This window comes from Streptomyces luteogriseus (genome assembly GCF_014205055.1).
Taxonomy (GTDB): Bacteria; Actinomycetota; Actinomycetes; order Streptomycetales; family Streptomycetaceae; genus Streptomyces; species Streptomyces luteogriseus.
On the sequence record NZ_JACHMS010000001.1, the window covers coordinates 8,237,046 to 8,259,867 of the forward strand.

A 22,822-nucleotide genomic window follows, 5' to 3' on the forward strand; every position below is an offset into this window, starting at 1 on the left:
TGACCATGGCCGGCATGGACGAGTTCGTCGACCGGCTGAACCCCGAGATGTACGTGGTCACGGCCGCCGCGGGCGGTGAACGGGCGGGCTGCCTGGTCGGGTTCGCCTCGCAGTGCTCGCTGCGGCCCGTGCGGTTCGTGGTGTGGCTGTCCGAGCTCAACCACACCTTCCGGGTGGCCCGCGACGCGGACGTCCTCGCGGTGCACCTGCTCGGCCGCGAACAGCACGCCCTCGCCGAGCTGTTCGGCGGGCGGACCGGCGACCGGACCGACAAGTTCCAGGACGTCCGGCTACGGGAGGCGTACGGCGGGGCCCTCGTCCTGGAGGACGCGCCGGCCTGGTTCGTCGGCCGGATCGTGACGCGCGCGGGCGGCGGCGACCACATCGGATTCGTCCTCGACCCGGTCGAGTGGGGCGGACACGGTGCGCACGGCGGGCCGTTGCTGCGCCTGTCCGACGCCGTCTCCATCCACCCGGGCCACCCGGTCGACTGACGTCCGACTCCTTGTGTCGAACGCCGGGCAAGGGCTGCGGAAAAAGGCGGAACGGGGGGACCGGTCGGTGTCACCCTGGTCCGGGGCGACGCACGAGGCGCCCGAACCGCCGCGAACCGAAGGCCACGCCCATGAACGGCTCCCGCATCCCCGGCCTGGTGCTGCCCGCCCTGTTCCTGCTGGCCTCGCTCGTGGGCCTGTGGTGGTACTGGCGCCACCGTGGTGACTCGTGAGCCGGGGACTGCTCCTACCGGTCCTTCGCCCCGGGAACCCGGACGTCGACCACGCACACGTCGTCCCGCCGCACGTCCGGCAGCATCCGCGCGAGCAACGGCCCCAGCGATCCGGGTCCGTCGCCGTGCGGAGCGGCCACCGCCTCGGCGAGCTGCTCCAGACCCCGGTCGATGCTGTCCGGGGGGTGCTCCACCAGGCCGTCGGTGTACAGGATGAGCCGGTCGCCCGGGTCGAGGCGGCACTCCGCCTCCTGGTAGACCGGCGTGGTGGACGCCCCGAGCAGCATGCCCCCGGGGCGGCGCAGGTACCGCGCCTCGCCGTCGCGCAGCAGCAGCGGCGGGGGATGCCCCGCCTGGGCCCAGACCAGGCGCCGGCGACGGGGGTCGTAGCGGGCCAGCACCATCGTGGCGGTCGCGTGGGAGTCGCGGGAGTGCAGCAGCAGCGTGTTCAGCCGGGCGAGCGCCCCGGTCAGCGACGAGCCCGTGATGACCATGCCCTTCGCGGTGAACCGGAGCTGGGCCATGGTGGCCACCGCGTCGACCCCGTGCCCGGCGACGTCGCCGACCACCAGCAGCGCGTCCCCGTCGGGCAGTTCGATCGCACTGAACCAGTCACCGCCGACGTGCACACCCGACTGGGCCGGCAGATAGGCGACCTCGACGCGCAGCCCGGCCAGGTGCACGGGCCGGTTGGCCATCGGCAGCAGCGCGTGCTGGAGCCGGGAGGCCAGGGTCCGCTCGGCCTGGAGCACGTCGTGCTGCGTCAGGATCGCCCGCTCGCTCTCGACCAGGGCCAGCTCCGCGCGCCGCCGGGCGGTCATGTCCTGCATGAAGCCGTGCACCTCGACGGGCGTGCCGTGCCGGTCGGCCACCGCCTCGGCCACCAGCCGCAGATGCCGGATGCCGCCGCTCGTCCGGATCCGGAACGGCACGTCGAACGGCCGCCCCTCGTAGACGAGTTCGTCGACGGCGCGCGTGAGCGCCGGGGTGTCCTCGGGGAGAGCGAGCTCCGGAACCTCGGTCAGCGGCACCGGGCCGTGCGCCGGGTCCCGGCCGACCAGGGAGAACACCTGGGTCGACCAGGAGGCCTCCTGTGTCACCAGGTTCCAGTTCGCCCAGCCGAGACTGCCCAGCCGCTGCAGGTCCGCCAGCCGCTGCTCCTGCCGGTCGGAGGAGCCGTGCCGGATCCACGAGACGACGAGGGCGTCGCCCAGCGGCGCCACCCGGGCCGTGTAGAGGGACAGCTCGGCGACGCCCGCCACGACCTCCTCGTGCGCGAACGGCTCGCCCTCGTAGGTCTTCCCGGTGGCCAGTACCTTCAGACAGCCCTGCCACAGCGGCTCGGCCGCCAAGGCCGGGCGCAGCTCCAGCAACCGCCGCCCGGCCGGTTCCTCACCGGTCCTTCCCAGCAGGTCGCCCACCTGGGCGGTGGCGGCCTCCACCCGGAAGTCCTCGGTCTCGCCCGTCGCGGCCCGCAGCGGCGTGAGCAGCATCGCCGCGATCGGCAGCGCCTCGAACAGCGCCTGCACCGTGTCCGTGGCGGCGTCGGCGGCCCGCTCGGGCGGGGCGTCGAAGGCGCGCAACCGGCCGGCGCACAGCCCGGTCACGCCCCGCAGGTGGGAGCGGTCGCGCGGGGTGAACGCCCCGGCGCGGCCGCGCAGCACACCGATGCAGACCTCGGCCGAGCCCGCGGCGAGGACGGGCAGCCAGGCGCGCGAGCGCCACCGGTCGGGCGGATCCCCGATGAGCAGGTACCGCCGCTTGTCCGCGGAGAAGTCCTCCAGCCAGCGCGGCTCGCCCGCCCGCAGTGATTCCAGCGCCGCCATTCCGCTCAGCGGCGGTACCTGGAACCACTGGGCCGCCAGCTTGTCGTCGATGCCCGCGTGCCCGATCAGTTCGAGGCCGCCGTCGGGCCTGCGGGCGTAGAGCAGGACCGCGTCCGCCGACATGTCGGGGCCGAGATGGTCCAGCAGGCACCGGGCGAGGTCGTGCGGAGTCGTCACCCGAACGAGGGCCTGTCCGAGGCGGGCCAGGGCGGCGGTGACGTCGTCCGGCGCGGCCGACTGGTCCAGGGCTCCTGCCCGGGACCCGGGTGCGTCGACGCCGGGAAACTCATTCGCCCTGCCGGGGCCGGCCGGCGTGGGCACGAGGCCACCCAGGGTGATCCAGCACTCCTCCAGCAGGGTGTGACGTGCGGCTTTGGCCTGCTGGAGCAGTTGCTCGCCCGCCGCGTCGGCGGTACAGCCGCTCAGCGCCATCACCGCGCCCTTGGCCCGTTCCACGACAGCCGAGGTGGCCGCCTGGTCGCGCAGCCGGTCCAGCTCGGCGCGCTGCCGGGCGACGATCTTGGCCAGTTCGACCAGGTCCGGTGCGGCACCGGGCTGCGCCGGCGTCACGGGCTCGCTCGTCACGCGTCGAGCATGGCACACCTGGCCCGATTCGAAGACAGCCTTGTGCGCTCGGACTGCTCACCCGCCCCAGGCGCCCCATCGGTCGCACCGGTCCCCGGCGGACTGTTCAGTTGCCGTCGCGTGGGTACAGCCACAGCCGCAGCAGCCTGCTCAGACGTGGCATCACCAGATACGTCAGCACCGGCAGCAGGACCAGGGGGAAGACGGCGGACCGCAGGGGCAGCGGCCAGCCGGTGGTGTGGGGCGTGACCAGCCACTGGATGAGCAGGGTGAACGGGTAGGCGCCGAGGAAGGTCGTGAGGACCATCTTCCACCGGGGCGGGGCCTGGACGGTGGTACCGGGCAGGCTGAACCAGGTCTCCATGCCGGTCGTCGACTGGCGTTCGCTGCTGACCTCGGTGGCGATGTCCTCGATCCGCCGGTGCCACCGCGCGCGCTCTTCGGACTCCAGCCACGCGGCGAGCCGGTGCTGGTCGGACCAGCGCAGCACCGCGTGGTAGCGGTGGCCGTCCTCGGGTGTCAGCCAGGAGACGCCCTCATTGCCGGGGAACTGCCGGGCGCAGCGGGTGATGCCGTGCGTCCACTCCTCGAACCGCTCCTCGCGGCCGGGGCGCACCTGCCAGGTCAGGACCGTCGTCACGGGCTCGCCGCGCCGGGTTTCGGTGGTGCTCATTCCCCCACGTGTGCCACGCGCGGCGCGAGTCATGCCCGCCGGCTCACGGCTGGCGGTTCGCCTCGACGAGGGCCTGGGTGACCGCCCGGACGCTGCGGGCGATGTGCTGGAGCTGCATGACCTCGGCCGCGTACAGCTTGATCGTGTGCTCGATGACGCCCTCGTGCAGGCCGAGTCCGGGCAGGTCGGCGCGGGCGGTCTGCAGGGCGGTGCGGGCGACCCGGATCTCGTTCTGGACCTGGATCTGGGCGTGCCGGGCGAGGAGGACGGGGTGGCGGATGAACACGGGGTATCCGGCGTAACGCGTGGGCACCAGCTCGCGCAGCCACTTGGCCGCCGAGCGTTCCCAGTCGTAGCTGCCGGGCGTCTTGACCTGGCAGGGCCAGTCCGGGCTGATGCGCGTGGTCGTCAGGGGCATGATCATCGCTCTCGGGTGTGCGGCGTCGTGTGGGTGGACGACGGGTCGGGGCGGCCCCGGCCTAGGGGATGGCCGGGGCCGCCACGAACACCCGGGACCCGGAGTGGGTAGGACCCGGCTCCACGGGTGCGGAACGGATCCGGAACAGCCGGGTCGCGATCCGTGAGCAGTATTTATATATGCCATCCGGTTTGCAAGGAGCATGAAAACATTCATGCGCGCTTTGTTGCGGATGCTCCCCATGTGAGGTCCGCCGAGGGCCGCTCAGTCCTTGAGGAAGAACTGGTGCTGGTCGGCGACCTGCTCGTACTCCTCCAGCCGCCCCTGCGTCCGCTCCGGATCCGCGTCCGTCATGGCCTGCAGCAGCGCCGAGCACATCACGCCCGGGGCCGCGTAGGAGTCGAAGACCAGTCGCGACCCGGTCCCGATGGCGAAGACGACGTCGGCCTCGTCAGCGAGCGGCCCGAGCGCCAGATCGGTGATCAGGGCGACCTTGAGCCCGGCGCCCCGCGCGACCCGGACGGCCGTCAGGGTCTCCTGGGCGTGCCGGGGCATGGAGAACGCCAGCACCCAGGTACCTCCCGCCTCCCGCGATTGCAGCAGCGCGTCGTAGGCGACACTGCCGCCCCGGGTCACGAGCCGTACGTCCGGATGGATCCGGCGGGCGGCGTAGGCGAAGTACTCGGCGAGGGAGACGGAGATGCGCAGCCCGAGGACCGTCAGCGGGGCGGACGAGGAGAGCTTGCGGCCGACGTCGATGACCACGCTCGGGTCGGCCAGGTCCCGCCGCAGGTTCTCCAGGTTCTCGATCTCGGCGTCGACCGCCGCCTGCAGTTCGTTGCCGTGCGTCTCCTCGGACGGGCCGACGGCGAGGGTGCCCAGGGCGATCGACTGGAGCTTCTCCCGCAGCGCCGGGTAACCGCTGAAGCCGACCGCCGAGGCGAACCGCGTCACCGAGGGCTGGCTCACCCCGACCCGGTCCGCGAGATCCGTGATCGACAGGAACGCCGCCTCGGTGATGTGCTCGATCAGGTACTGCGCGATGCGCCGCTGCCCCGGGGACAGCCGGGGCCGGTCGAAGAGCGCCCTGAGCTGGGCGGAGGGGGAGACCTCCGCTTCGGGGACGGCCTTCCCCGAGGTGATCGCGGATGCCTGTGCGCGTGCCTGCTGCGGCGATGGCACCGGTGCGCCTCCTTCGTCTCCCACGGACGTTCAACATAGCTCACGCACCGTAGTGACCAGGGCTTCCTCGGGCGGCATGAGCTGCCCCGGGCGGGGATACCCGTGCGCCGGGCGGGAACCCGCCGCCGCACACGACCCCCCGAGAGGAGCCGCCGGCATGACCGTCCCGGAAGAGAACCGGCCCAAGACGCAGACCACCGACGACCTGCTGGACCACCACGACGAGAACCGTCCCCGCCCGCCGGGCGGGACCGGCCGCACGATGCGCGAGGCCCTGGAGGAGGCCGAGGTGCGCCCCGGCGACTACGACGACCGGTAGGGCACCGGCACCCCCGACCGAACCGACGACGCTTCCGGCAGGAGAGACGGCATGAGCGCGCTGAGTGCGCTGGAACAGACCCTGGAGAACCGATGGGACGCGCTGTGGGCGCGGCTCCGCGACAAGGAACCCGTCGAGGTCCTCGACGCCCTGCAACGTGAGTGCGACGACAACGCCGTCGTGTGCCGTGAGGGACGTGTCATGGTCCCCAACGCCTACGACGTGGAACTGCCCGACGACGTGCACGAGCACCTGACCCGCACCGGCACCGACGTGGGCCAGGCCCTCACCGACAGCCTGTCCCGCCACGCGGAACGACGCGGCTACGAGTTCGCCGGCCCGCTGGCGGTCCACGTGGCGAGGTGCCCCGACGTGCCCAACGGCCGCTACCGGGTGGCCTCCAGGGTCATGCAGCACGTGAGCGCAGACGGGTTCTTCCACGCGATGCACTGACGTACGCGCCCCCGCACTCAACGGCGGTACACCGTGATCGAGTGCCCGACGTCATCGACGGGGCGGCTGCCGCCGATCAACTCGGCCAGCCGCCCCGAGGCCTTCGCGGCCGCCGAGTCCGACACGACCAGCAGTCCCCGCACCTCGTGGACCGGCACGTGCCGGGGATCCGAGGCCTCGATGCCGTAGAAGGACGGCACCCCACTGCCCTTGTACACGAGCCACACCCGTTCACCCCGGTACCGGTCGCGGAGCCGGTCCGCGAGCCGCCCGAGGTCCTGCCCCCAGTCCACGTTCGAGTCGTGCAGCCACTGCCGGGTCCTGCCCGGCCCCCCGAACGCCTCGTTGGAGTAGGGCAGATAGTAGGGATACGCCCGCGCCGAACTGACAGCGGCGAAGGCCACCAGAACGGCCACCCCCAAGGCCGCCCACCGCCGCCCCACCATGAGCACGCACCCGGCCGCGACCGCGAGGAACAGCGGCAGGAACACGGCGTAGCGGGTTCCGAAGTCCCGCGCCCCCTGCATGGCCGCCATCAGCAGCACCAGCGGCGCGGCCAGCACACACGGTGCGACGGGCCGCAGCCGCCGGAGCGCGACGACGACCGCGGCGCCCGCGGCCCACAGTACGAGCATCCCCAGGGGGGTCTTCACCAGCAGCGCGGCCGGCAGGTAGTACCAGAGCGATCCGTCGTACAGCCGTCCGAACAGAAAACCCTGCCAGGGCCGGTTCTCCAGCCCGAACTGCACGCGCATCCCGTCCCGGTAGGCCTCCGGGAAGGGCAGGAGCCGGACCAGCAGCCCCCGCAGGCCGTGCACCACGGGCACGTGCTGCTCCGGAGTCCAGCGCAGCCGTGGATCGACCATCAGGTACGTGACCCACACGACCGTGATCGCGGCGAGAGCCACGACCCCCGCGCCGGCCATCGCGCGAACGAGCCGCCGGCCTCCCGCGGACGCCTTCCACACCGACACGGCGGCCAGCGCCATCAGCACCGGCACGGCGGCCAACGTACTCATCTTCGTGGCCAGTGCGGCGCCGAGTGACAGACCCGCGAGCGGCACGTACAGCCACGGTCTCCGGCGCGCCCGCCACACCAGCCACGCCGAGGTCAGCACGAACCCGGCGGCCGGCACGTCGAGCGTCGCGAGCGAGCCGTGGGCGATGACGTCGGGGGAGAAGCAGTACAGCGCGAGCGCGGCCGACCCCGCGGGAGGCCCGGCCAGTTCACGCGCGAAGGCGAACACCACCAGCCCGAACGACAGGGTCAGCGCGATCACCGGAAGGCGGGCCCGGAGCATCAGCCGCCAGGGATCGTTGCCCGACTCGTACAGCAGCTGCCGGCCCAACTGCCCCTGGTCTCCGGCGAAGCCCGGGGCGAGGCGCGGATCCGCGAGGGCGACTCCGGCACCGATGACCAGCTTGCCCAGCGGCGGATGCTCGGGGTTGTGCCGCAGCCGGTGCTCGTGCACGTACTCCGCGGCCGCGCCCACGTACACCGGTTCGTCGATCGTGGGGGTCTGGCGCACGGCGGTCGTGACCATCGCGAAGGCCATCTGGGCGAGCAGTACGGTCACCAGGAGCCGTACCGGCCACCGTCTGCCCGGCCGCCGTGTGGTGCCGACAGGTCCCGGGGGCGGGAGCGACACCGGCCGGGGAACGGCGGGAGCGATCCAGAGGTCCCTCATGGGCCCACTCTGCATCAGCCCCCGCCGTGGAAAGCGCTACCGCCTCACGAGTCGCACCGACAGACCGTCAGCCGTGTGGACGGGCACCGCCCGCAGCGTCTCGGAGTCCACCTCGACGCGGTCGAACCGGCCGCGCAGCTGCCCGGTGGACAGGACGGGAACCGTCGTCCCCGCGACCGGCGGCCGCTCGGCGTCGAGCCGCAGCGACAGCACGCTGCCCCGGCCCAGCAGAACCCGGCGGCCCACCGTGAGGGCCGGGCCGTGGTTCCTGCGCAGCGCCAGCTCCAGCGTCGACTCGCCCTCCTGGACGTAGGAGCCGCGCACCCGCAGGACCTTGGCCGCGCGGAGCGTGCCGCCGGTGACCCGGACGTCGCCCTCGCCCAGGGCGTTCGGCGAGGCGGCGACCAGCGTGCCGGCCTCCAGGACGGTGCCGCCGTGGTAGCGGTTGTGGCCCGTCAGGGTCAGTGTGCCCGAGCCGCGCTTGGTCAGACCGCCGTCGCCCTCGATGTCGTTGCGCCAGCTGTCGGCCGTGTGGAAGCCCCCGGCCGCCGCGTCCAGCGTCACGGTGACGTCCCGGTCGAAGGCGCCGTAACCGTCCGCCGCGGCGAACAGGTTCAGCCGGCCCCACTGCTCGAAGCCGTCCAGCAGAACGTACCCGGAGGGCAGCGCGGTCGTCCGCAGCACCTCACGACGCTGGGCCGCGGTCAGGTACGGCAGCCGCGTCTCCAGCAGCACCTCCGCGCCCTTCGGCACGGTCAGCGGGTCCTTGCGGCCGCGGCGCGGCAGGACGTACGTCAACCGGGGCCCGACCGCACGGGCGTTGGCCTCGCGGTCGGCGTAGGCGTCCCCGGCGCCCGGGTGGGCGTAGTCGTAGAGGGTGTCCGCCGTCGTGCCGGTCCGCTGGGTGAAATAGGCGAGGGCCTGGGCGCGGGCCGCGGTCTTGAGCTCGGCGTTCGCCGGGTCGGCCAGCGTCGCGGCGGTCAGGGCGGTGGCCATGATCCGGCCGCCGAGGACGTCGACGGTGGAGTGCATGCCCGCCACGATCCGCGTGTGACTGAGCTCGAACGCCCGCGTGACCAGCTCCTGGAAGCGTTCCGGCACCGCGTACGCGAAGGCCAGACCGGCCAGGTGGAAGGCGTTGGTGTGGCCGCTGGGGAAGCCGCCGTCCTCCTGCGCGTTCTCGGAGCGCTGGCGCAGCAGCTGCGGGGCCACGACCACGTCCGAGTCGTACACCGGGTAACCGAGCGCGTCCTTCGTGCCGGTGTCGACGACCTCGCTGTCCTCGTTCATCCGCCACGGGCGCGGGTACTGGAAGGCGAACTTGCCCGGGTTGCCCGAGGCGAACGGCCCGCGCACGGTGTCGACCAGCTTGGCCACCAGGCCGAGGTCGGAGTCGTACGAGCCCGCCCCGAGGGCGGATCCGGCCGGGGCGTCGGCGGGCAGGGTGTCGTTGATCTTCCCGGCGGGAGTGCCCTCCGGGGCGGTGGTGATCGACGTGACGGCCTTGGCGCCCGCCTTGTAGAGGCCGGCCAGCGGACCGAGGCCGCCGATCATGGCGTAGCTCTGGTGCTGGCGGTCGTAGAGGAAGGCCTCCTTCGCCTGTGCCTCGGTGCGGGTCTGCGTGACGTGGGCGCAGTAGCGCATGTTGGCGCGCAGCACCTCGCGGTCCAGGACCCGGCCGGTGTTCCAGCCGTCGCCGGTCTTCCACACCTTCGACATGCCGCCCAGGACTCGGACGACGGCGTTGGTCTCGGGGGTCAGATTGGTGATGACGTTCGACTTGTAGTCGTCGACGAAGGCGGCGAAGCCCGTGGCGGCCTTGGCGTCCGCGGCGCCGAGCCACGTCGCGAAGGCCGGTGCGGCGAGCAGGCCCGCCGAGGCACCGAGGGAGGTCTTGAGGAAGCCCCGCCTGTCGACGGTGGCGGGGGAGCGGTGCCCGGCTGATGACGGCATGGGTGCGCCTCTCTGGAGTGCTGCGAAGAAGGTGGCGTGGCGTTGCGGGACGGTGCGTCGGCCGTGTGGCCGGGAAGGTGAAGCGGGCTGTGCGACTTCTGGTGCCTGTGATGACTTCTGTGGCACCTGTTGCGTACGAGCGAAGATCTACGGCCGGGTCGTGACCCTCCGGGGAGGGGTCGGCCACCGGCCTGTGACCGGAGGGTGAACGCCGGCCGCCCGGCTCACAGCAGTGAACGGGCCAGAGCCAGCGCGCCCTCGACCGGCGGCACCCGCAGCGGCTGCGTCCGGGCCCCCGGCAGGGACTCGGCGAGCGCGGCGGTGAACGCCTCGTACAGCGCGGGCTGGGCGAGCACCGTGCCGCCCGCCACCACCACGTCGTCCACCGCGACCCCGCGCGCGGCCAGCCGTACGACGAGCCCGGCGAGCGCCCGGCCGCCCTCGGCGATCACGGCCCGGGCGAGCGGCGAGCCCGCCTCGGCGGCGGTGAACACGGCCGGGGAGCGGCTGCCCCACTCGGCGGAGACGTCCGTGGCGGCCTCGAGAGCCGCGCCCAGCGCGGGCACCTCGGCCACTCCGAACGCGGCGACCAGCCCGGTCGCCAGTGCGTCGGGCTCCTCGCCGCGGTCGTGCGCGGCCCAGACGGCCCGTGCGGCCTCCCGTACGAGACCGGCCGCGCCGCCCTCGTCGCCGAGCACCGCGCCCCAGCCGCCGACCTGGACCGCCTCGCCGCCGGGCAGCCGCCCCACCGCGACCGAACCGGTACCGGCGACCAGACCCACACCCTTCTCCAGCCCCGCGGCGGGAACGAGCAGCTCGGCATCGCCCACGACGAGCGCGGGCACCCCCAGCCGCTCCTGAAGGGCGGCGCGGATGCCCGCGCACTGGCGTGGCGTCTCACAGGCGTGACCGCCCACGGCGAGAGCGGACGGTCGGAGGGAGGAAGGCAGGGCGTCGGCGATCAGGCCGGCCAGCCAGTCGGCGGCGGCCCCGGCGTCGTGCGGGCGCCATCCCGTACTGCCGCGGACATGATCGACGACGTCCTCTCCGCCCACGAAGGCGCGCAGATGCGTCTTGGTGCCGCCCACGTCGATACCGACGGCGCAAGGCGTGGAGTCCTGCACGGGTCCTCTTTCGTCGTTGCGCGGCACGGCGACGGCAGGCGAACCGCGCGTCGTACCACGGCAGTTGAAGAGGTAGGGAAGCCCCGGGACGGGCTTCTGCCGAACACGGCAGGCGAGTACCGTGAAGTTCGTTAGGAAGTTAACTAACGAAGTAGGGTGCGCGTCAAGAGGCACGGAATTCCCGATGCCGCGCGACCCTCGCGGCCGTCCTGCTCGGCCGCCGCACGACCTGGGGAGACCATGCACCTGAGTGAGAGTGCCCGTGTGGTGTTCGACGTACTGGCCGGGGCGGGAACGGCCACCCGCCCCCAGCTGGCGGCCGGTGCGGGCCTTTCCAAGCCGACCGTCTCCACCGCCGTCGCCGAACTCGAGGCCGTGGAGCTCGCCGCCCACTCCGGGCGGGCCTCCGGCGGCACCGGCCGCAGCGCCGCCGTCTACCGGCTCGGCACGGCCGCCGGTGCCGTGCTCGCCGTCGACCTGGGGCCCGCCAAGACCCGGGTGCGCAGCTGCGCCCTGGACGGCGCGCTGCTCGCCGAGGGCACCGGCTCCCGGGAGGAGGCCGCCGACACCGTCCGCAAGGTTCTCGACGCACTGCCCGCCGGGGCCCCGCTGCGGGCCGTCGTCGTCGCCGTCGGCGATGTCACCACGCGGGACGGCGAAGGCGCGGGGGAACGCCCGGCGACGGCCAAGGCCGGTCCCGCCTTCGACGCCATGGCCGTCGCCCTGCCCGAGGGGGTGCCCGTCCATCTGGAGAACAACGTCAACTGCGCCGCCCTGGCCGAACTGCACGAAGGTGCCGCCGTCGGCCGCGAGACCTTCGGCTATCTGCGCATCGGAGTCGGCATCGGTCTCGCCGTCGTCATCGGCGGCCGGGTGCTGCGCGGCGCGAACGGCGCCGCCGGTGAGGTGGCCCGGCTGCCCTACCCCTGGGACGAGAGCCGCGCCCCACGCTACGAGGGCCTGGAGCAGCGCATGGGGTCGCGCACACTGCTGCGCCGGGCGGCGGAGGCCTGGCAGCAGGCCGACGGCCCCCGTCCGCGCACCGCCGAGCGGCTCCTCGCCCTGGCCGGGCAGGGGCATGCCACCGCCCGGTCCGTGATCGACGCGCACGCCGCCGACGTAGGCCGGCTGGCCGCCGCCGTGGCAGCCGTGCTGGACCCCGGCCTGATCGTCCTGGGCGGTGGTACCGGCGCGGATCCGCAGCTCCTGCCCGGGGTGCGGGCCGAGCTGGCCCGGCTGAGCTGGCCCACCGAGGTGGTCAGCAGCGTGGTGGGCGACACCGGCACCGTGGCGGGCGCCAGCAGACTGGCGGTCGCCCATGGAATTCAAACCGTGACCGGAGCTGTGCGGGCGAAGCATTGACGGCTGCGCCATCGGTCTGCCAATGTCCGGACAAGCGCTTTCTGAGTCGGCCGGGACGCCGACTCCGGGTGAGCCTCCCGCCCGTACGCGAAGTACGGGAGCCGCACGAGGGCGTGCTTGTGCGACGACGGCCGTCATGGCCGGGGACCCCACCCGTCAAGGCGACGCGGCCGGGCGAGGCCGTGCCCCCGGAAAGCGAAATCTCCTGCAAAATGCACCCGTGCCGCCTCGGCTGGCGCCGTGCTTCTTCCGCTACGACGAAAAGGGATTGAAGATGACCAGTCTGGGTGTGCGGCGCTCCCGCCGGCTCGGCCGCGGCGGTATACGTCGCGTTGTTCCCCTCGCTGCCGTGGCCACGGCAGGTGCCCTTCTGCTCTCCGCCTGCGGGTCGGGCTCCGACTCGGGCGGCAACGCCAAGTCGCTGACGTTCTGGATCTCCACGGTCCCGGGCCAGGACGCGGGCTGGAAGAAGATGGTGGCGCAGTACAAGAAGGAAACCGGCGTCAAGGTCAAGCTCGTCAACATCCCCTACGACGGCTACCCGGCCAAGCTGCACAACGCCGCGCAGGCGAACTCCCTGCCCGACGTGGCGGCCGTGCCGGCGCTGGACCCGATCTGGGCGAACAAGCTGATCGACCTCAGCTCCATCGCCAACAAGAAGAGCAACAAGATCAACGCCAACTTCGTGGCCAAGGACTCGTCCGGGAAGGTGCTGTCCATCCCCTCGGACGTCACCGCGTCCGGCCTCTTCATCAACAAGACGCTGTTCAAGAAGGCCGGCGTCTCCTTCCCGGCCTCGCCGCAGAAGACCTGGACCTGGACCGACTTCATCAAGGCGGCCGACAAGGTCCGCGAGAAGACCGGCGCCAAGTACTCCCTCACGTTCGACCAGTCGCCGTCCCGGCTGCGCGCCATGGTGTACGAGATGGGCGGGAAGTACGTCCACGCGGACTCCTCCGGCACGTTCTCGGTGGACGCGCCGACCAAGAAGGCCGTGAAGTACTTCGTCGGACTGAACGACGACAAGACCATGCCGAAGTCGGTGTGGACCAGCGGCGCCGACCCGTCCGCCATGTTCCAGAGCGGTGACGTGGTCGCCTACTGGTCCGGCGTCTGGCAGGTTCCCGCCTTCGCGGAGAGCATCAAGAAGTTCGAGTGGGCGAGCGTCCCCACTCCCGCCCAGCCGGTGCAGGCCAGCGACGTCAACAGCGGCGGCATGACGGTGGGCTTCAACAACAACGCCGCCGCGGCCGACGCCGCGACGAAGTTCCTCACCTGGCTGTACGAGCCGGCTCACTACAAGGTGCTGTGCGAGACGTCCGGGTTCCTGCCGGTCGAGAGTGGCCTGAACCCGAAGTACCCCTTCAAGTCCGAGGCGGCGCAGGCGGCGTTCAAGCTGTACAACGAGTCGATCCCGCTCTACGCCCCGATCTCCGGCTACTTCAACTCCGCGCAGACGAAGTGGGTGCTGAAGGGCAAGAGCCTCCCCGAGGACCCGACCAAGACGGAACTCGGCAAGGCGATCAACGGCCAGCAGTCGTCCGACAAGGCCCTGCAGAACATCGTGGACATCTACAACCAGCAGGTCGGCGGCTGAGCGCAGGCCGACAGGCCCGGGCGGCGGGGTCGACGCACCGCCGCCCGGCCCCGGGCCCCACGTGATGCCGGGCTCAAGGCCTGAGCCCACAGGAACCCATTCCACCAGCACGGAGTCAGGAAGATGACCAAACGCGCCCCGGACGTGTCCGTGAGCCCGCCCAGGAGACGCAGTAAGTACACGCTTGCGCCGCTCGTTCTCATCTCGGCCAATGTCGTGCTCTTCGCGCTGTTCTTCGTCTGGCCGGCGGTGATCGGGCTCGTCTATTCCTTCACGAACTACACGGGTGTGGGGGCGTTCCAGTTCATCGGACTGGACAACTACCAGACCCTGTTCGGGGACTCCACCTTCTACGACGCGCTGAGCCGGACGCTGCTGTACACCGTGCTCTTCGTGCCGCTGAACTTCGTGTTCTCGCTGCTCATCGCCAACGTCGTGGTGAGCAAGCACGCCAAGGGTGCGTCGGTGGCCCGCGTCATCTTCTTCATCCCGTGGCTGCTGTCGCCCATCGTCGTGGGCGTCCTGTGGCGGTGGCTGTTCGGTGAGAACTTCGGACTGGTCAACTACATCATCCACGAGTTCGGCGGGAGCGCCGTGCCGTGGCAGTCGAACGCGGACCTGTCGCTGCTGGTAGTGGTGATGGCGGCGTCCTGGGCCTGGACGGGCTTCTCGATGCTGCTGTTCATCGCTGCGATCAAGAACGTGCCGGTGTCGTACTACGAGGCGGCCTCGCTCGACGGCGCCGGCCCGTGGCGCCAGTTCATCAGCATCACGCTGCCGAGCATCGCGCCCACCTCGTTCATCGTCATCCTGCTCAACACGATCAACGCGATGAAGGAATACCCGGTGTTCGTCGCCCTCAACAACGGCGGACCCGGAACGTCGAACAACCTGCTCGTCCAGTACATCTACGAGACCGGCTTCAAACGGGGCCAGATCGGCTACGCGAGCGCCGCGTCGTTCGTGCTCATGATCATCCTGATGGCCGTCGCGATCATCCAGCTGATCGTCAACCGACGGGTGGAGAACCGATGACAACCACAGACATGCCACGCCCGGTCGACGCCGGTCGCGGACGGGCCGTCTCCAAGAAGCGGCCCCGCCGCGGCGCGGGGAGCGGCGGGATCCGGCGGGCGGTGTCCGCGACGACACTGCTGTGGCTCCTGGCCTGCCTCTACGGACTGCCGGTGCTGTGGTTCGTCCTCAGCGCCTTCAAGCCGGCCGGCGACCTGTTCTCCTATCCGCTGACGCTGGTTCCGCACGACCCCACCCTGTCGGGTTTCAAGGCGGCGTGGGAGAGCGCCAACTTCTCCCAGTACTTCATCAACACGACCATCGTGTGTGTGATCACGACGATCCTCACGGTGGGAGCCAGCTGCTGCACCGGGTACGCGCTGGCCAAGTACGACAACAGATGGCTCAAGGTGTTCTTCATCGGCATCCTGGCCACCACGATGCTGCCGTCCGAGGTCATGCTCGCCCCGGAGTTCCTGGTCGTCCGCGACCTCGGTCTCTACAACTCCTTCGCCGGCATCATCCTCCCGGCCGTGCTCACCGCGACCGGATGCTTCATGTTCCGCCAGTTCTTCCTGACGGTTCCCGACGAACTCGTGGAAGCCGCGCGCATCGACGGCGCCCGTGAACTGGCGATCTTCCTGCGGATCATGGTGCCGCTCTCCCGGCCGATCATGCTGACCCTCGCCATCCTGTCCTTCCAGTGGCGGTGGAACGACTACATCTGGCCGCTCCTGATGCTCAACGACCCCGACAAGTTCACGGTGCAGATCGGCATCCAGAGCATCGTCGGCGCGCAGAACATCAACTGGTCGGTCCTGCTCGGCGCGTCGGTCATCTCGATGATCCCGCTGATCGCCATCTTCCTGGTCTTCCAGCGCTACGTCATGGGCGCCGACATCAACGCCGGACTGAAGGACTGACCGTGCCCCCTGCGCTCGACCACGAGTTCGTCCGCGCGGTGGCCGGCGCCGCCGACCGGCTGGCCGCGCCGCTGGCGGCCGGCCCCGACGAGGAACCCGCCGGTGTGCCCCACCGCGCTCTGGCGCGCCGGGTGAAGACCTTGATCGCGGCGTACCGGTCCCCGGACTCGGCACTGCACGGCAGCAGCCGGGCCGTCGCCGCCGCGACGGCCCACCTCCGGGCCCTGCGGGCCGTGCAGACATCCACCGGCCTCTTCGCCGGCGGCGACAACGTGCAGTCACCGCCGGACTCCGGGTTCACCGTCAACGACGTGTGTGACGCGCACGTCCTCGCCGCCGGCGCGGGGCCGGAACTGCGTGATGTCACAGCCGCGCTCGCCGAGATCGCCGGCGCCGCGACCGGCAGTCTCCTGACCGGTGGGGTGCACACCCCGAACCACCGCTGGGAGCTGTGCGCGGCGCTGGCCCGGCTGCACAGGTCGTTCCCCGACGACCGGCTCCTCGACCGCGTCGGGGAGTGGCTCGCCGAGGGCGTGGACATCGACGCGGAGGGCCTGTACTCGGAACGCAGCGCCAACTACGCGGCCCACGTGTCCAACCCGTCGCTGCTGCTGCTGGCCGAGGTCCTCGGCCGCGCCGACCTGCTGGACGCCGTCGAACGCAATCTCGCCACGACCCTGGACCTCATCAGGCCGGACGGCACGGTGGAGACCGTCCTCTCGCGGCGGCAGGACCAGAACCACCCGTTCCCGCTGGCGCCCTATCTGCCGCACTACCGGCTGCTCGCGATCCGCACCGGCCGGGGCGACTTCAGCCGGGCGGCGCTCCTCGCGGCCGCCGGCGGCATCGACGACCCCGATCTGCTCGCCGAGACCCTCCTCACCCCGGACCTGTGCCGGGTCCTGCCGGCACCGGACGCGGAGCCCCTTCCGCGCGACCGGTACCTCACCACGGCCCGCCTCGCCGCACGCGCGTCGGCCACCGCGCACACGGTGGTGTACGGCGGCTCCGACGTGCCCGAGCACCGGCGCATCCGCTCGGGCCTCGCCTGCAACCCCACCTTCCTGCGCCTGTTCGCCGGGAACGCGGTCCTCGACGCGGTCCGGCTCTCCCGGGGATTCTTCGACCTGGGCCCGTTCCGCGCCGCCGCCGTGCAGCAGCCCGCCGACAACCGCTACCGACTCACCGAAACCCTCACCGCCGCCTACTACCAGCCGCTGTCGCCGGCCCGGCGCCGCGACGACGGCGCCTACCGGATGGCGGACGAGGGACGCTTCTCGGCCGCGATGGCCTTCCCGGACCGGCCGCGGGACGAGGTCTCCCACACGACCCACGTCGAGGTGGACCTGCGGGAGGACGGCGCAGACCTGCGGATCGACATCAGCGGACCAAGGGTGCCCTGGTCCCTCGAACTGACCTTCCGGCCCGGTGGTGTGCCGGAGGGCGCCGTACCGCTCGGCGACGGGCGCTGGTGTCTGCCGGCCGGGCCGATGACCTACCGGGTCGGTGACGACGAGATCCGGGTCGAGGCCGACGTGGCGTCAGGCGAACCGCTGGCCGGGCCGGACCGGAGCGACGTCATGCGGTACGACCCGGGGCAGGACTACAGCGTGGTGGGCGGCACGGATGCGACGACCGGGAACCGCGTCTACCTCGGTGGACTCGGCCCGCACACCCTGACCGTCGCACTGCGCGCCCGTCGGACGGCACCTGTCGTCTGACTGCGGCGAAGGGCCGGCACCGAGACGTTCACGGTGCCGGCCGGCAAAGCGGCGGGCGACGCGAACGGGGAGCCGGAACTCGGGCTGTCCGCCGGAGAACGGCTCACCCCTCGCAGACCGGGGCCACGACCTCCGGAGCCTGAGCGGCGAGTTCCCCGAGGGGCTCGCCGCTGAGCCGGCACACCTTCCACTCGTCCAGGAACTCCACGCCGAGCGACTTGTAGAAGTCGATCGTCGGGGTGTTCCAGGCGAGGACCCACCACTCGAAGCGGTCGTACCCGTCGCGCCGGCAGATCGCGGCGAGGGCGGCGAGCAGGGCCTTGCCGTACCCCGCGCCCCGGGCGTGCGGACGGACATAGAGGTCCTCCAGGTGCATGCCGCGCGTACCCGTCCAGGTCGAGAAGCGCGGGAACCACAGGGCGAAGCCCATGACCTCACCCGTGCCGTCGTCCTCGGCGATCAGGGCGAAGGCGGCGGGGTGCTCACCGAACAGCGCCGCGCGCAGCTGCTCCTCGGTGGCCCGGGCCTGCTCCTCGGCCCGCTCGTACGCGGCGAGTTCACGGACCATCGACCGGATCTCGGGGATGTCGTTCACGGTGGCGGACCTGATCATGGGCCGATCATGCCCCATCCCGGCAGGGCAGAAAACCGGATCGTGGGGCGGACACCGCGAGGGCCCGGCGTCACAGCGGCAGACCGATCAGACCCTGTCCTCGGCGGCAGGCTTCGGTCACCACGGTGCCCCACTCCCGCAGCAGCACCGAGAACTCGTCGAAGTTCTCGATCCACCGCCCGGCGCACGCGGCATGGACACCGTACGGCTCACGCAGGTCCTCCAGCAGCGGCTCGGCCCGCGCCCAGTGCCCGGTCAGGGCGTGCACTGTCGCGGGCGGGCAGGTCAGCAGCAGTCGGCGGTCCTCCGGGAACAGACCGGTGATGACGCCGTCGTCGGCTTCGCCGTCCGCGTCCCAGATCAGGTCCATCAGGAAGGCGTCCACGTGCTCGCGCGCTTCCGGGGCGACGTGCTCCCGTAGGTCGTCCCAGGCCTGCCCGGCCCAGAAGTGCGGCTTGTACGAGCCGGTCGTGCTGTGGAACTCGTACCGGCCGCACCACGCCACGTCCGGTGCCGCCGGCCAGATCCAGCCCCGCTGCGGCTCCGCGTCCCAGCGGAACGCGTCGTCGGAGGACGCGGCGTGCGCCAGCAGCTCGTACCGGTCCTCGACCGGTGTCCCTTCGAGCCGTTCCCAGTCGACCGCCAGCACCGTGATGTCCAAGCCCATGCGGGCACCCTAGACGGATGGATCACGTCGACACGCGCGGTAGTGCCGACTCCGGTACCACGAGGTCGGCCCGGTCGCCGGTCGCGGCCACCAGTTCCGCGTTGCGCTGGTCGGAGCGTTCCACCCAGGCCACCGCATCCTCGTGCGTCTTGCCGAACCGCTCGTGGCGGGCGACCAGCCGGCGGACACGCTCGGGCTCGGGCAGCTCGCAGAACCACACCTCGTCGAGGAGGGGACGGATGCGCGGCCAGGCGCCGGTGTTCAGGAGCAGGTAGTTGCCCTCGGTGATGACCAGACGGGCCGTCGGCGGTACCGGGATCGCGCCGGCGAGCGGCTGTTCCAGGACGCGTTCGAAACCGGGCGCGTAGACGACGTCGTCGCCGGGCCCGTCGCGCAGCCGCCGCAGCAGGGCCGCGTATCCGGCCGCGTCGAACGTGTCGGGCGCGCCCTTGCGGTCCCGGCGGCCGAGACGCTCCAGTTCGGCGTCGGCGAGGTGGAAGCCGTCCATGGGGACGTGCGCGACCCAGGGGTCACCCGTGCGGTTCAACTCCCGTACCAGGCGCTCGGCGAGCGTCGACTTGCCCGCGCCGGGGCTGCCCGCGATGCCGAGGATCGCGCGCCGGCCGCCCCGGGAAAGGGACCGGGCACGGAGGACGAGGTCGTCGAAGGTGAGCGGCACAGAGAGAGTCTGCCACCCGGGGCCGGGTCCGAACGACGGACGCCTCGCATCCTCGCGCCCCGGCGTGTGGCGTGCGCCACTCACTGGAACATCTCCGGGCGGGGAACCGGTCCTGTATGACGCAGCTCGGTCTCCCCGAAGACATCCACGCCTGCCTGTTCGACCTCGACGGAGTCGTGACCAAGACGGCCGTCGTGCACGCGGCCGCCTGGAAGGAGATGTTCGACGCCTTCCTGCGCGAGCGGGACGGCGCGGAGTTCCGGCCGTTCGAGGCAGCGGATTACGACGAGTACGTCGATGGGCGGCCACGCGCCGACGGGGTGCGAACCTTCCTCGCCTCCCGCGGCATCGACCTGCCGGACGGCGACCCGGACGACCCACCGGGAGCCGAGACCGTGCACGGACTCGGCAACCGCAAGAACGAGCTGGTCCTCGAGAAGATCCGCACCGACGGCGTCGAGGCCTACGACGGCACCCTGCGGTACCTGGAGGCCGTCCGCGCGCAGGGGCTCGGCACGGCGATCGTCTCCTCCAGCGCCAACTGCCGTGACGTGCTCCGCTCGATCGGCGCCGAGCACTTCTTCGACGTACGGATCGACGGCGTCGTCGCCGCGGAGCGCGAACTGCCCGGCAAGCCGCACCCCGACACGTTCCTGGCCGCCGCCGAGGACCTCGGCGTCGACCCGTCCCGGGCTGCCGTCTTCGAGGACGCCCTGGCCGGCATGGACGCGGGCCGTGCGGGCCGTTTCGGATACGTCGTCGGGGTCGACCGGGTCGGGCAGACCGACGCGCTGTACCGGCACGGCGCCGACGTCGTGGTGAAGGACCTCGCCGAACTGGGGGAGAGCGAGTGATCACGCAGCGGGCGTACAACGTCGAGCCCTGGGCCGTACGCGAGACGGACCTCGACCTCGACGTCCTCGCGCAGAGCGAGTCCGTCTTCGCCCTGTCCAACGGCCACGTCGGATGGCGCGGCAACCTCGACGAGGGCGAACCCCACGGCCTGCCCGGCTCCTACCTCAACGGCGTCCACGAACTGCATCCGCTGCCGTACGCCGAGGCCGGTTACGGCTACCCGGAGTCCGGCCAGACGTCCATCAACGTCACCAACGGCAAGGTGCTGCGGCTGCTGGTCGACGACGAACCGTTCGACCTGCGCTACGGGCGGCTGGTCACCCACGAGCGGACCCTCGACCTCAGGCGGGGCGTCCTGGAACGGGTCTGCGAATGGACCTCACCGGCCGGCTCGACCGTCCGGGTGCGCTCCACGCGCCTGGTGTCCCTCACCCAGCGGGCGATAGCCGCCGTCGCCTATGAGGTGGAGCCCGTCGACAGCCGGACCCGCGTGGTCGTCCAGTCGGAACTGGTCACCAACGAGAGCCTGCCCGAGCCGGACGGCGACCCGCGCGCCGCCAAGGCCCTGAAGTCGCCGCTGGAACCGGAGGAGGACCTGGCCACGGGCAGCCGGCTGCGCCTGGTGCACCGCACCCGCCGCAGCGGCCTGCGGGTCGCCGTGGCCGCCGACCACACCGTCACCGGTCCCGAACGGACCACCACAAGCAGCGAGTCCAACGTGGACGTGGCCCGGCTGACCATCACCTCCGTGCTGGAGCCGGGGGAGCGGCTGCGCGTGGAGAAGCTGGTCGCGCACGGCTGGTCCGGCGTCCGCTCCCGGCCCGCGATGAGCGACCAGGTCGAGGCGGCCCTGGCGGCGGCCGGGCACAGCGGCTGGCAGGGGCTCCTGGAGGACCAGCGGGCCTACCTCGACGACTTCTGGGCTCGTGCCGACGTCGAGATCGACGGCGACGAGGAGATCCAGCAGGCCGTTCGATTCGCCCTCTTCCACGTCCTCCAGGCCGGTGCCCGCGCCGAGCAGCGCGCCATCCCCGCCAAGGGACTCACCGGCTCCGGCTACGACGGCCACGCCTTCTGGGACACCGAGGCGTTCGTGCTGCCGCTGCTGACGTACACCGCGCCGAAGTCCGCCGCCGAGGCCCTGCGCTGGCGCCTCGACACCCTGCCCGCCGCCCGGGAGCGCGCCGCCCAACTCGGTCTGCGCGGCGCCGCGTTCCCCTGGCGGACCATCGAGGGCTCGGAGGGCTCCGCCTACTGGCCGGCCGGCACGGCGGCCTTCCACGTGGGCGCCGACATCGCCGACGCCGTCGTGCGGTACGTGGCCGTCACCGGCGACGAGACCTTCGAACGCGAGGTCGGGGTGGAGCTGCTGGTGGAGACCGCCCGCCTGTGGCGCTCCCTCGGCCACCACGACGACCGGGGCACCTTCCACATCGACGGTGTCACCGGACCGGACGAGTACAGCGCCGTCGCCGACGACAACGCGTACACCAACCTCATGGCCCGGGCGAACCTGCTGGCCGCCGCCGACGCCTGCAAACGCCACCCCGACGAGGCCGCACGGCTCGGCGCCGACGAGGAGGAGCGGGCCGCCTGGCGGGACGCCGCCGAGGCCATGAACGTCCCCTACAACGAGGAACTCGGCGTGCACGAGCAGCACGCCGGCTTCACCCGCTACCAGCGCTGGGACTTCGCCCGCACCGGCCCGGACCAGTACCCCCTGATGCTCCACTTTCCCTACTTTGACCTGTACCGCAAACAGGTCATCAAGCAAGCGGACCTGGTGCTGGCGATGTACACCTGCGGCGCGTTCTTCGAGGAGTTCTTCGACGAGGAGCAGATCGCCCGCAACTTCGGCTACTACGAGCCGCTGACCGTGCGCGACTCCTCCCTGTCCGCCTGCGTCCAGGCCGTCATGGCCGCCCGGGCCGGCCACCTCGATCTGGCGAGCGACTACACGGCCGAGGCCGCGCTGATGGACCTCGGCGACCTGGAGCACAACACCCGCGACGGCCTGCACATCGCCTCGCTGGCCGGTACCTGGATGGCGCTGGTCGCCGGGTTCGGCGGCATGCGGTGCAGCGACGGCGCCCTGCGGTTCGCGCCCCGCCTGCCCGAGCGTTACAGCCGGCTCGCCTTCACGGTGGGCTTCCTCGGCCGGTGCCTGCGGGTGGAACTGACAGCCGACCGGGCCACGTACACCCTGATCTCCGGCATGCCCCTGACCATCCGGCACCACGGCACCGAGCTCACGGTGAGCGAGGACGCCCCCGTCTCCCGGTCCATCCCCGACCTGCCCCATCGTCCGGCCCCGGGCCAGCCCCCGCACCGCGCCCCGAACGCCCGCTGACCCGCGGGTCAGGCACTTGGCCGAGTTCCGCCCTGCACGCCCGCGCCCCGCGGGTTAGCTTGATCGTGTTTTCGATCAACGGGGTAAGGGGCG

General features: G+C 71.8%; 20 protein-coding genes. 10 read left to right on the top strand and 10 right to left on the bottom strand.

The window, feature by feature from the left end; translation table 11 throughout:
- The first annotated feature begins 5 nt into the window (after positions 1-5).
- A complete protein-coding gene (locus tag BJ965_RS36605; RefSeq protein ID WP_184915632.1) occupies positions 6-494 on the top strand; it encodes a flavin reductase family protein in 489 nt (162 codons plus the stop codon).
- Positions 495-741: 247 nt separating this feature from the next.
- Here the strand turns inward: BJ965_RS36605 and BJ965_RS36610 are convergent, their stop codons facing one another.
- The 4 genes from BJ965_RS36610 to BJ965_RS36625 all read right to left on the bottom strand — a co-directional run bounded on the left by BJ965_RS36610 (position 742) and on the right by BJ965_RS36625 (position 5,411).
- On the bottom strand, positions 742-3,138 hold the full coding sequence (locus tag BJ965_RS36610; protein ID WP_184915635.1) for a SpoIIE family protein phosphatase: 2,397 nt from the start codon (positions 3,136-3,138) through the stop codon (positions 742-744).
- Positions 3,139-3,244: 106 nt separating this feature from the next.
- A complete protein-coding gene (locus BJ965_RS36615) occupies positions 3,245-3,811 on the bottom strand; it encodes an antibiotic biosynthesis monooxygenase (RefSeq protein ID WP_184915638.1) in 567 nt (188 codons plus the stop codon).
- A gap of 43 nt (positions 3,812-3,854) precedes the next feature.
- Complete coding sequence (locus tag BJ965_RS36620; RefSeq protein WP_031133768.1) at positions 3,855-4,235, bottom strand: hypothetical protein; 381 nt, start codon at positions 4,233-4,235, stop codon at positions 3,855-3,857.
- 258 nt (positions 4,236-4,493) lie between these two features.
- Positions 4,494-5,411, bottom strand: coding sequence for a MurR/RpiR family transcriptional regulator (locus BJ965_RS36625; protein WP_184915640.1), 918 nt, complete (start codon positions 5,409-5,411; stop codon positions 4,494-4,496).
- 157 nt (positions 5,412-5,568) lie between these two features.
- On the opposite strand from BJ965_RS36625, the gene BJ965_RS36630 reads away from it, so the two are divergent.
- Together BJ965_RS36630 and BJ965_RS36635 are read left to right on the top strand one after the other, a co-directional pair.
- Positions 5,569-5,730: a hypothetical protein gene (locus BJ965_RS36630; protein WP_184915643.1), complete on the top strand. Its 162-nt coding sequence runs from the start codon at positions 5,569-5,571 to the stop codon at positions 5,728-5,730.
- Between the two features lie 51 nt (positions 5,731-5,781).
- Entirely contained in the window at positions 5,782-6,183 is a 402-nt protein-coding gene (locus BJ965_RS36635) for a DUF3662 domain-containing protein (RefSeq protein ID WP_184915645.1), read from the top strand.
- A 17-nt stretch (positions 6,184-6,200) separates the two neighbouring features.
- Here the strand turns inward: BJ965_RS36635 and BJ965_RS36640 are convergent, their stop codons facing one another.
- The 3 genes from BJ965_RS36640 to BJ965_RS36650 all read right to left on the bottom strand — a co-directional run bounded on the left by BJ965_RS36640 (position 6,201) and on the right by BJ965_RS36650 (position 10,948).
- Positions 6,201-7,871: an ArnT family glycosyltransferase gene (locus tag BJ965_RS36640; RefSeq protein ID WP_376777964.1), complete on the bottom strand. Its 1,671-nt coding sequence runs from the start codon at positions 7,869-7,871 to the stop codon at positions 6,201-6,203.
- Between the two features lie 36 nt (positions 7,872-7,907).
- Entirely contained in the window at positions 7,908-9,824 is a 1,917-nt protein-coding gene (locus tag BJ965_RS36645; protein WP_184915659.1) for a phosphatase PAP2 family protein, read from the bottom strand.
- A gap of 224 nt (positions 9,825-10,048) precedes the next feature.
- Positions 10,049-10,948, bottom strand: coding sequence for an N-acetylglucosamine kinase (locus tag BJ965_RS36650; protein WP_184915662.1), 900 nt, complete (start codon positions 10,946-10,948; stop codon positions 10,049-10,051).
- Positions 10,949-11,188: 240 nt separating this feature from the next.
- On the opposite strand from BJ965_RS36650, the gene BJ965_RS36655 reads away from it, so the two are divergent.
- The 5 genes from BJ965_RS36655 (at position 11,189) to BJ965_RS36675 (ending at position 17,565) form a co-directional block, all read left to right on the top strand.
- The gene (locus BJ965_RS36655) at positions 11,189-12,310 is read left to right on the top strand and encodes an ROK family protein (RefSeq protein ID WP_184915665.1); all 1,122 of its coding nucleotides are present in this window, start codon (positions 11,189-11,191) and stop codon (positions 12,308-12,310) included.
- A 274-nt stretch (positions 12,311-12,584) separates the two neighbouring features.
- Positions 12,585-13,907: an ABC transporter substrate-binding protein gene (locus tag BJ965_RS36660; RefSeq protein ID WP_184915670.1), complete on the top strand. Its 1,323-nt coding sequence runs from the start codon at positions 12,585-12,587 to the stop codon at positions 13,905-13,907.
- 123 nt (positions 13,908-14,030) lie between these two features.
- Positions 14,031-14,942 carry a carbohydrate ABC transporter permease gene (locus BJ965_RS36665; RefSeq protein WP_184915673.1) on the top strand — a complete coding sequence of 304 codons (912 nt, stop codon included), beginning with the start codon at positions 14,031-14,033 and terminating at the stop codon, positions 14,940-14,942.
- Entirely contained in the window at positions 14,939-15,844 is a 906-nt protein-coding gene (locus BJ965_RS36670) for a carbohydrate ABC transporter permease (RefSeq protein WP_184915676.1), read from the top strand. The genes BJ965_RS36665 and BJ965_RS36670 overlap by 4 nt, the downstream gene beginning before the upstream one ends.
- A 2-nt stretch (positions 15,845-15,846) precedes the next feature.
- Complete coding sequence (locus BJ965_RS36675; protein WP_184915680.1) at positions 15,847-17,565, top strand: hypothetical protein; 1,719 nt, start codon at positions 15,847-15,849, stop codon at positions 17,563-17,565.
- Positions 17,566-17,668: 103 nt separating this feature from the next.
- Here BJ965_RS36675 and BJ965_RS36680 read toward each other — a convergent pair whose 3' ends face one another.
- The 3 genes from BJ965_RS36680 to BJ965_RS36690 all read right to left on the bottom strand — a co-directional run bounded on the left by BJ965_RS36680 (position 17,669) and on the right by BJ965_RS36690 (position 19,524).
- Positions 17,669-18,178 carry a GNAT family N-acetyltransferase gene (locus BJ965_RS36680; RefSeq protein ID WP_184915684.1) on the bottom strand — a complete coding sequence of 170 codons (510 nt, stop codon included), beginning with the start codon at positions 18,176-18,178 and terminating at the stop codon, positions 17,669-17,671.
- Between the two features lie 70 nt (positions 18,179-18,248).
- Entirely contained in the window at positions 18,249-18,845 is a 597-nt protein-coding gene (locus BJ965_RS36685; protein WP_184915687.1) for a hypothetical protein, read from the bottom strand.
- A 22-nt stretch (positions 18,846-18,867) separates the two neighbouring features.
- A complete protein-coding gene (locus BJ965_RS36690; RefSeq protein WP_184915690.1) occupies positions 18,868-19,524 on the bottom strand; it encodes a nucleoside/nucleotide kinase family protein in 657 nt (218 codons plus the stop codon).
- Between the two features lie 116 nt (positions 19,525-19,640).
- On the opposite strand from BJ965_RS36690, the gene BJ965_RS36695 reads away from it, so the two are divergent.
- Positions 19,641-20,378 carry a beta-phosphoglucomutase family hydrolase gene (locus BJ965_RS36695; RefSeq protein ID WP_184915692.1) on the top strand — a complete coding sequence of 246 codons (738 nt, stop codon included), beginning with the start codon at positions 19,641-19,643 and terminating at the stop codon, positions 20,376-20,378.
- Complete coding sequence (locus tag BJ965_RS36700) at positions 20,375-22,729, top strand: glycoside hydrolase family 65 protein (protein WP_184915694.1); 2,355 nt, start codon at positions 20,375-20,377, stop codon at positions 22,727-22,729. Before BJ965_RS36695 ends, BJ965_RS36700 begins: the two co-directional genes overlap by 4 nt.
- The last annotated feature ends 93 nt before the right edge of the window (positions 22,730-22,822 follow it).

What these genes read in the sequence shown, in the direction of transcription:
- BJ965_RS36605 (WP_184915632.1), top strand. Translation starts at nt 6, where the DNA reads ATGGCCGGCATGGACGAGTTCGTCGACCGGCTGAACCCCGAGATGTAC.
- BJ965_RS36615 (WP_184915638.1), bottom strand. Translation starts at nt 3,811, where the DNA reads ATGAGCACCACCGAAACCCGGCGCGGCGAGCCCGTGACGACGGTCCTG.
- BJ965_RS36620 (WP_031133768.1), bottom strand. Translation starts at nt 4,235, where the DNA reads ATGATCATGCCCCTGACGACCACGCGCATCAGCCCGGACTGGCCCTGC.
- BJ965_RS36630 (WP_184915643.1), top strand. Translation starts at nt 5,569, where the DNA reads ATGACCGTCCCGGAAGAGAACCGGCCCAAGACGCAGACCACCGACGAC.
- BJ965_RS36635 (WP_184915645.1), top strand. Translation starts at nt 5,782, where the DNA reads ATGAGCGCGCTGAGTGCGCTGGAACAGACCCTGGAGAACCGATGGGAC.
- BJ965_RS36640 (WP_376777964.1), bottom strand. Translation starts at nt 7,871, where the DNA reads ATGAGGGACCTCTGGATCGCTCCCGCCGTTCCCCGGCCGGTGTCGCTC.
- BJ965_RS36645 (WP_184915659.1), bottom strand. Translation starts at nt 9,824, where the DNA reads ATGCCGTCATCAGCCGGGCACCGCTCCCCCGCCACCGTCGACAGGCGG.
- BJ965_RS36655 (WP_184915665.1), top strand. Translation starts at nt 11,189, where the DNA reads ATGCACCTGAGTGAGAGTGCCCGTGTGGTGTTCGACGTACTGGCCGGG.
- BJ965_RS36660 (WP_184915670.1), top strand. Translation starts at nt 12,585, where the DNA reads ATGACCAGTCTGGGTGTGCGGCGCTCCCGCCGGCTCGGCCGCGGCGGT.
- BJ965_RS36665 (WP_184915673.1), top strand. Translation starts at nt 14,031, where the DNA reads ATGACCAAACGCGCCCCGGACGTGTCCGTGAGCCCGCCCAGGAGACGC.
- BJ965_RS36670 (WP_184915676.1), top strand. Translation starts at nt 14,939, where the DNA reads ATGACAACCACAGACATGCCACGCCCGGTCGACGCCGGTCGCGGACGG.
- BJ965_RS36680 (WP_184915684.1), bottom strand. Translation starts at nt 18,178, where the DNA reads ATGATCAGGTCCGCCACCGTGAACGACATCCCCGAGATCCGGTCGATG.
- BJ965_RS36685 (WP_184915687.1), bottom strand. Translation starts at nt 18,845, where the DNA reads ATGGGCTTGGACATCACGGTGCTGGCGGTCGACTGGGAACGGCTCGAA.
- BJ965_RS36695 (WP_184915692.1), top strand. Translation starts at nt 19,641, where the DNA reads ATGACGCAGCTCGGTCTCCCCGAAGACATCCACGCCTGCCTGTTCGAC.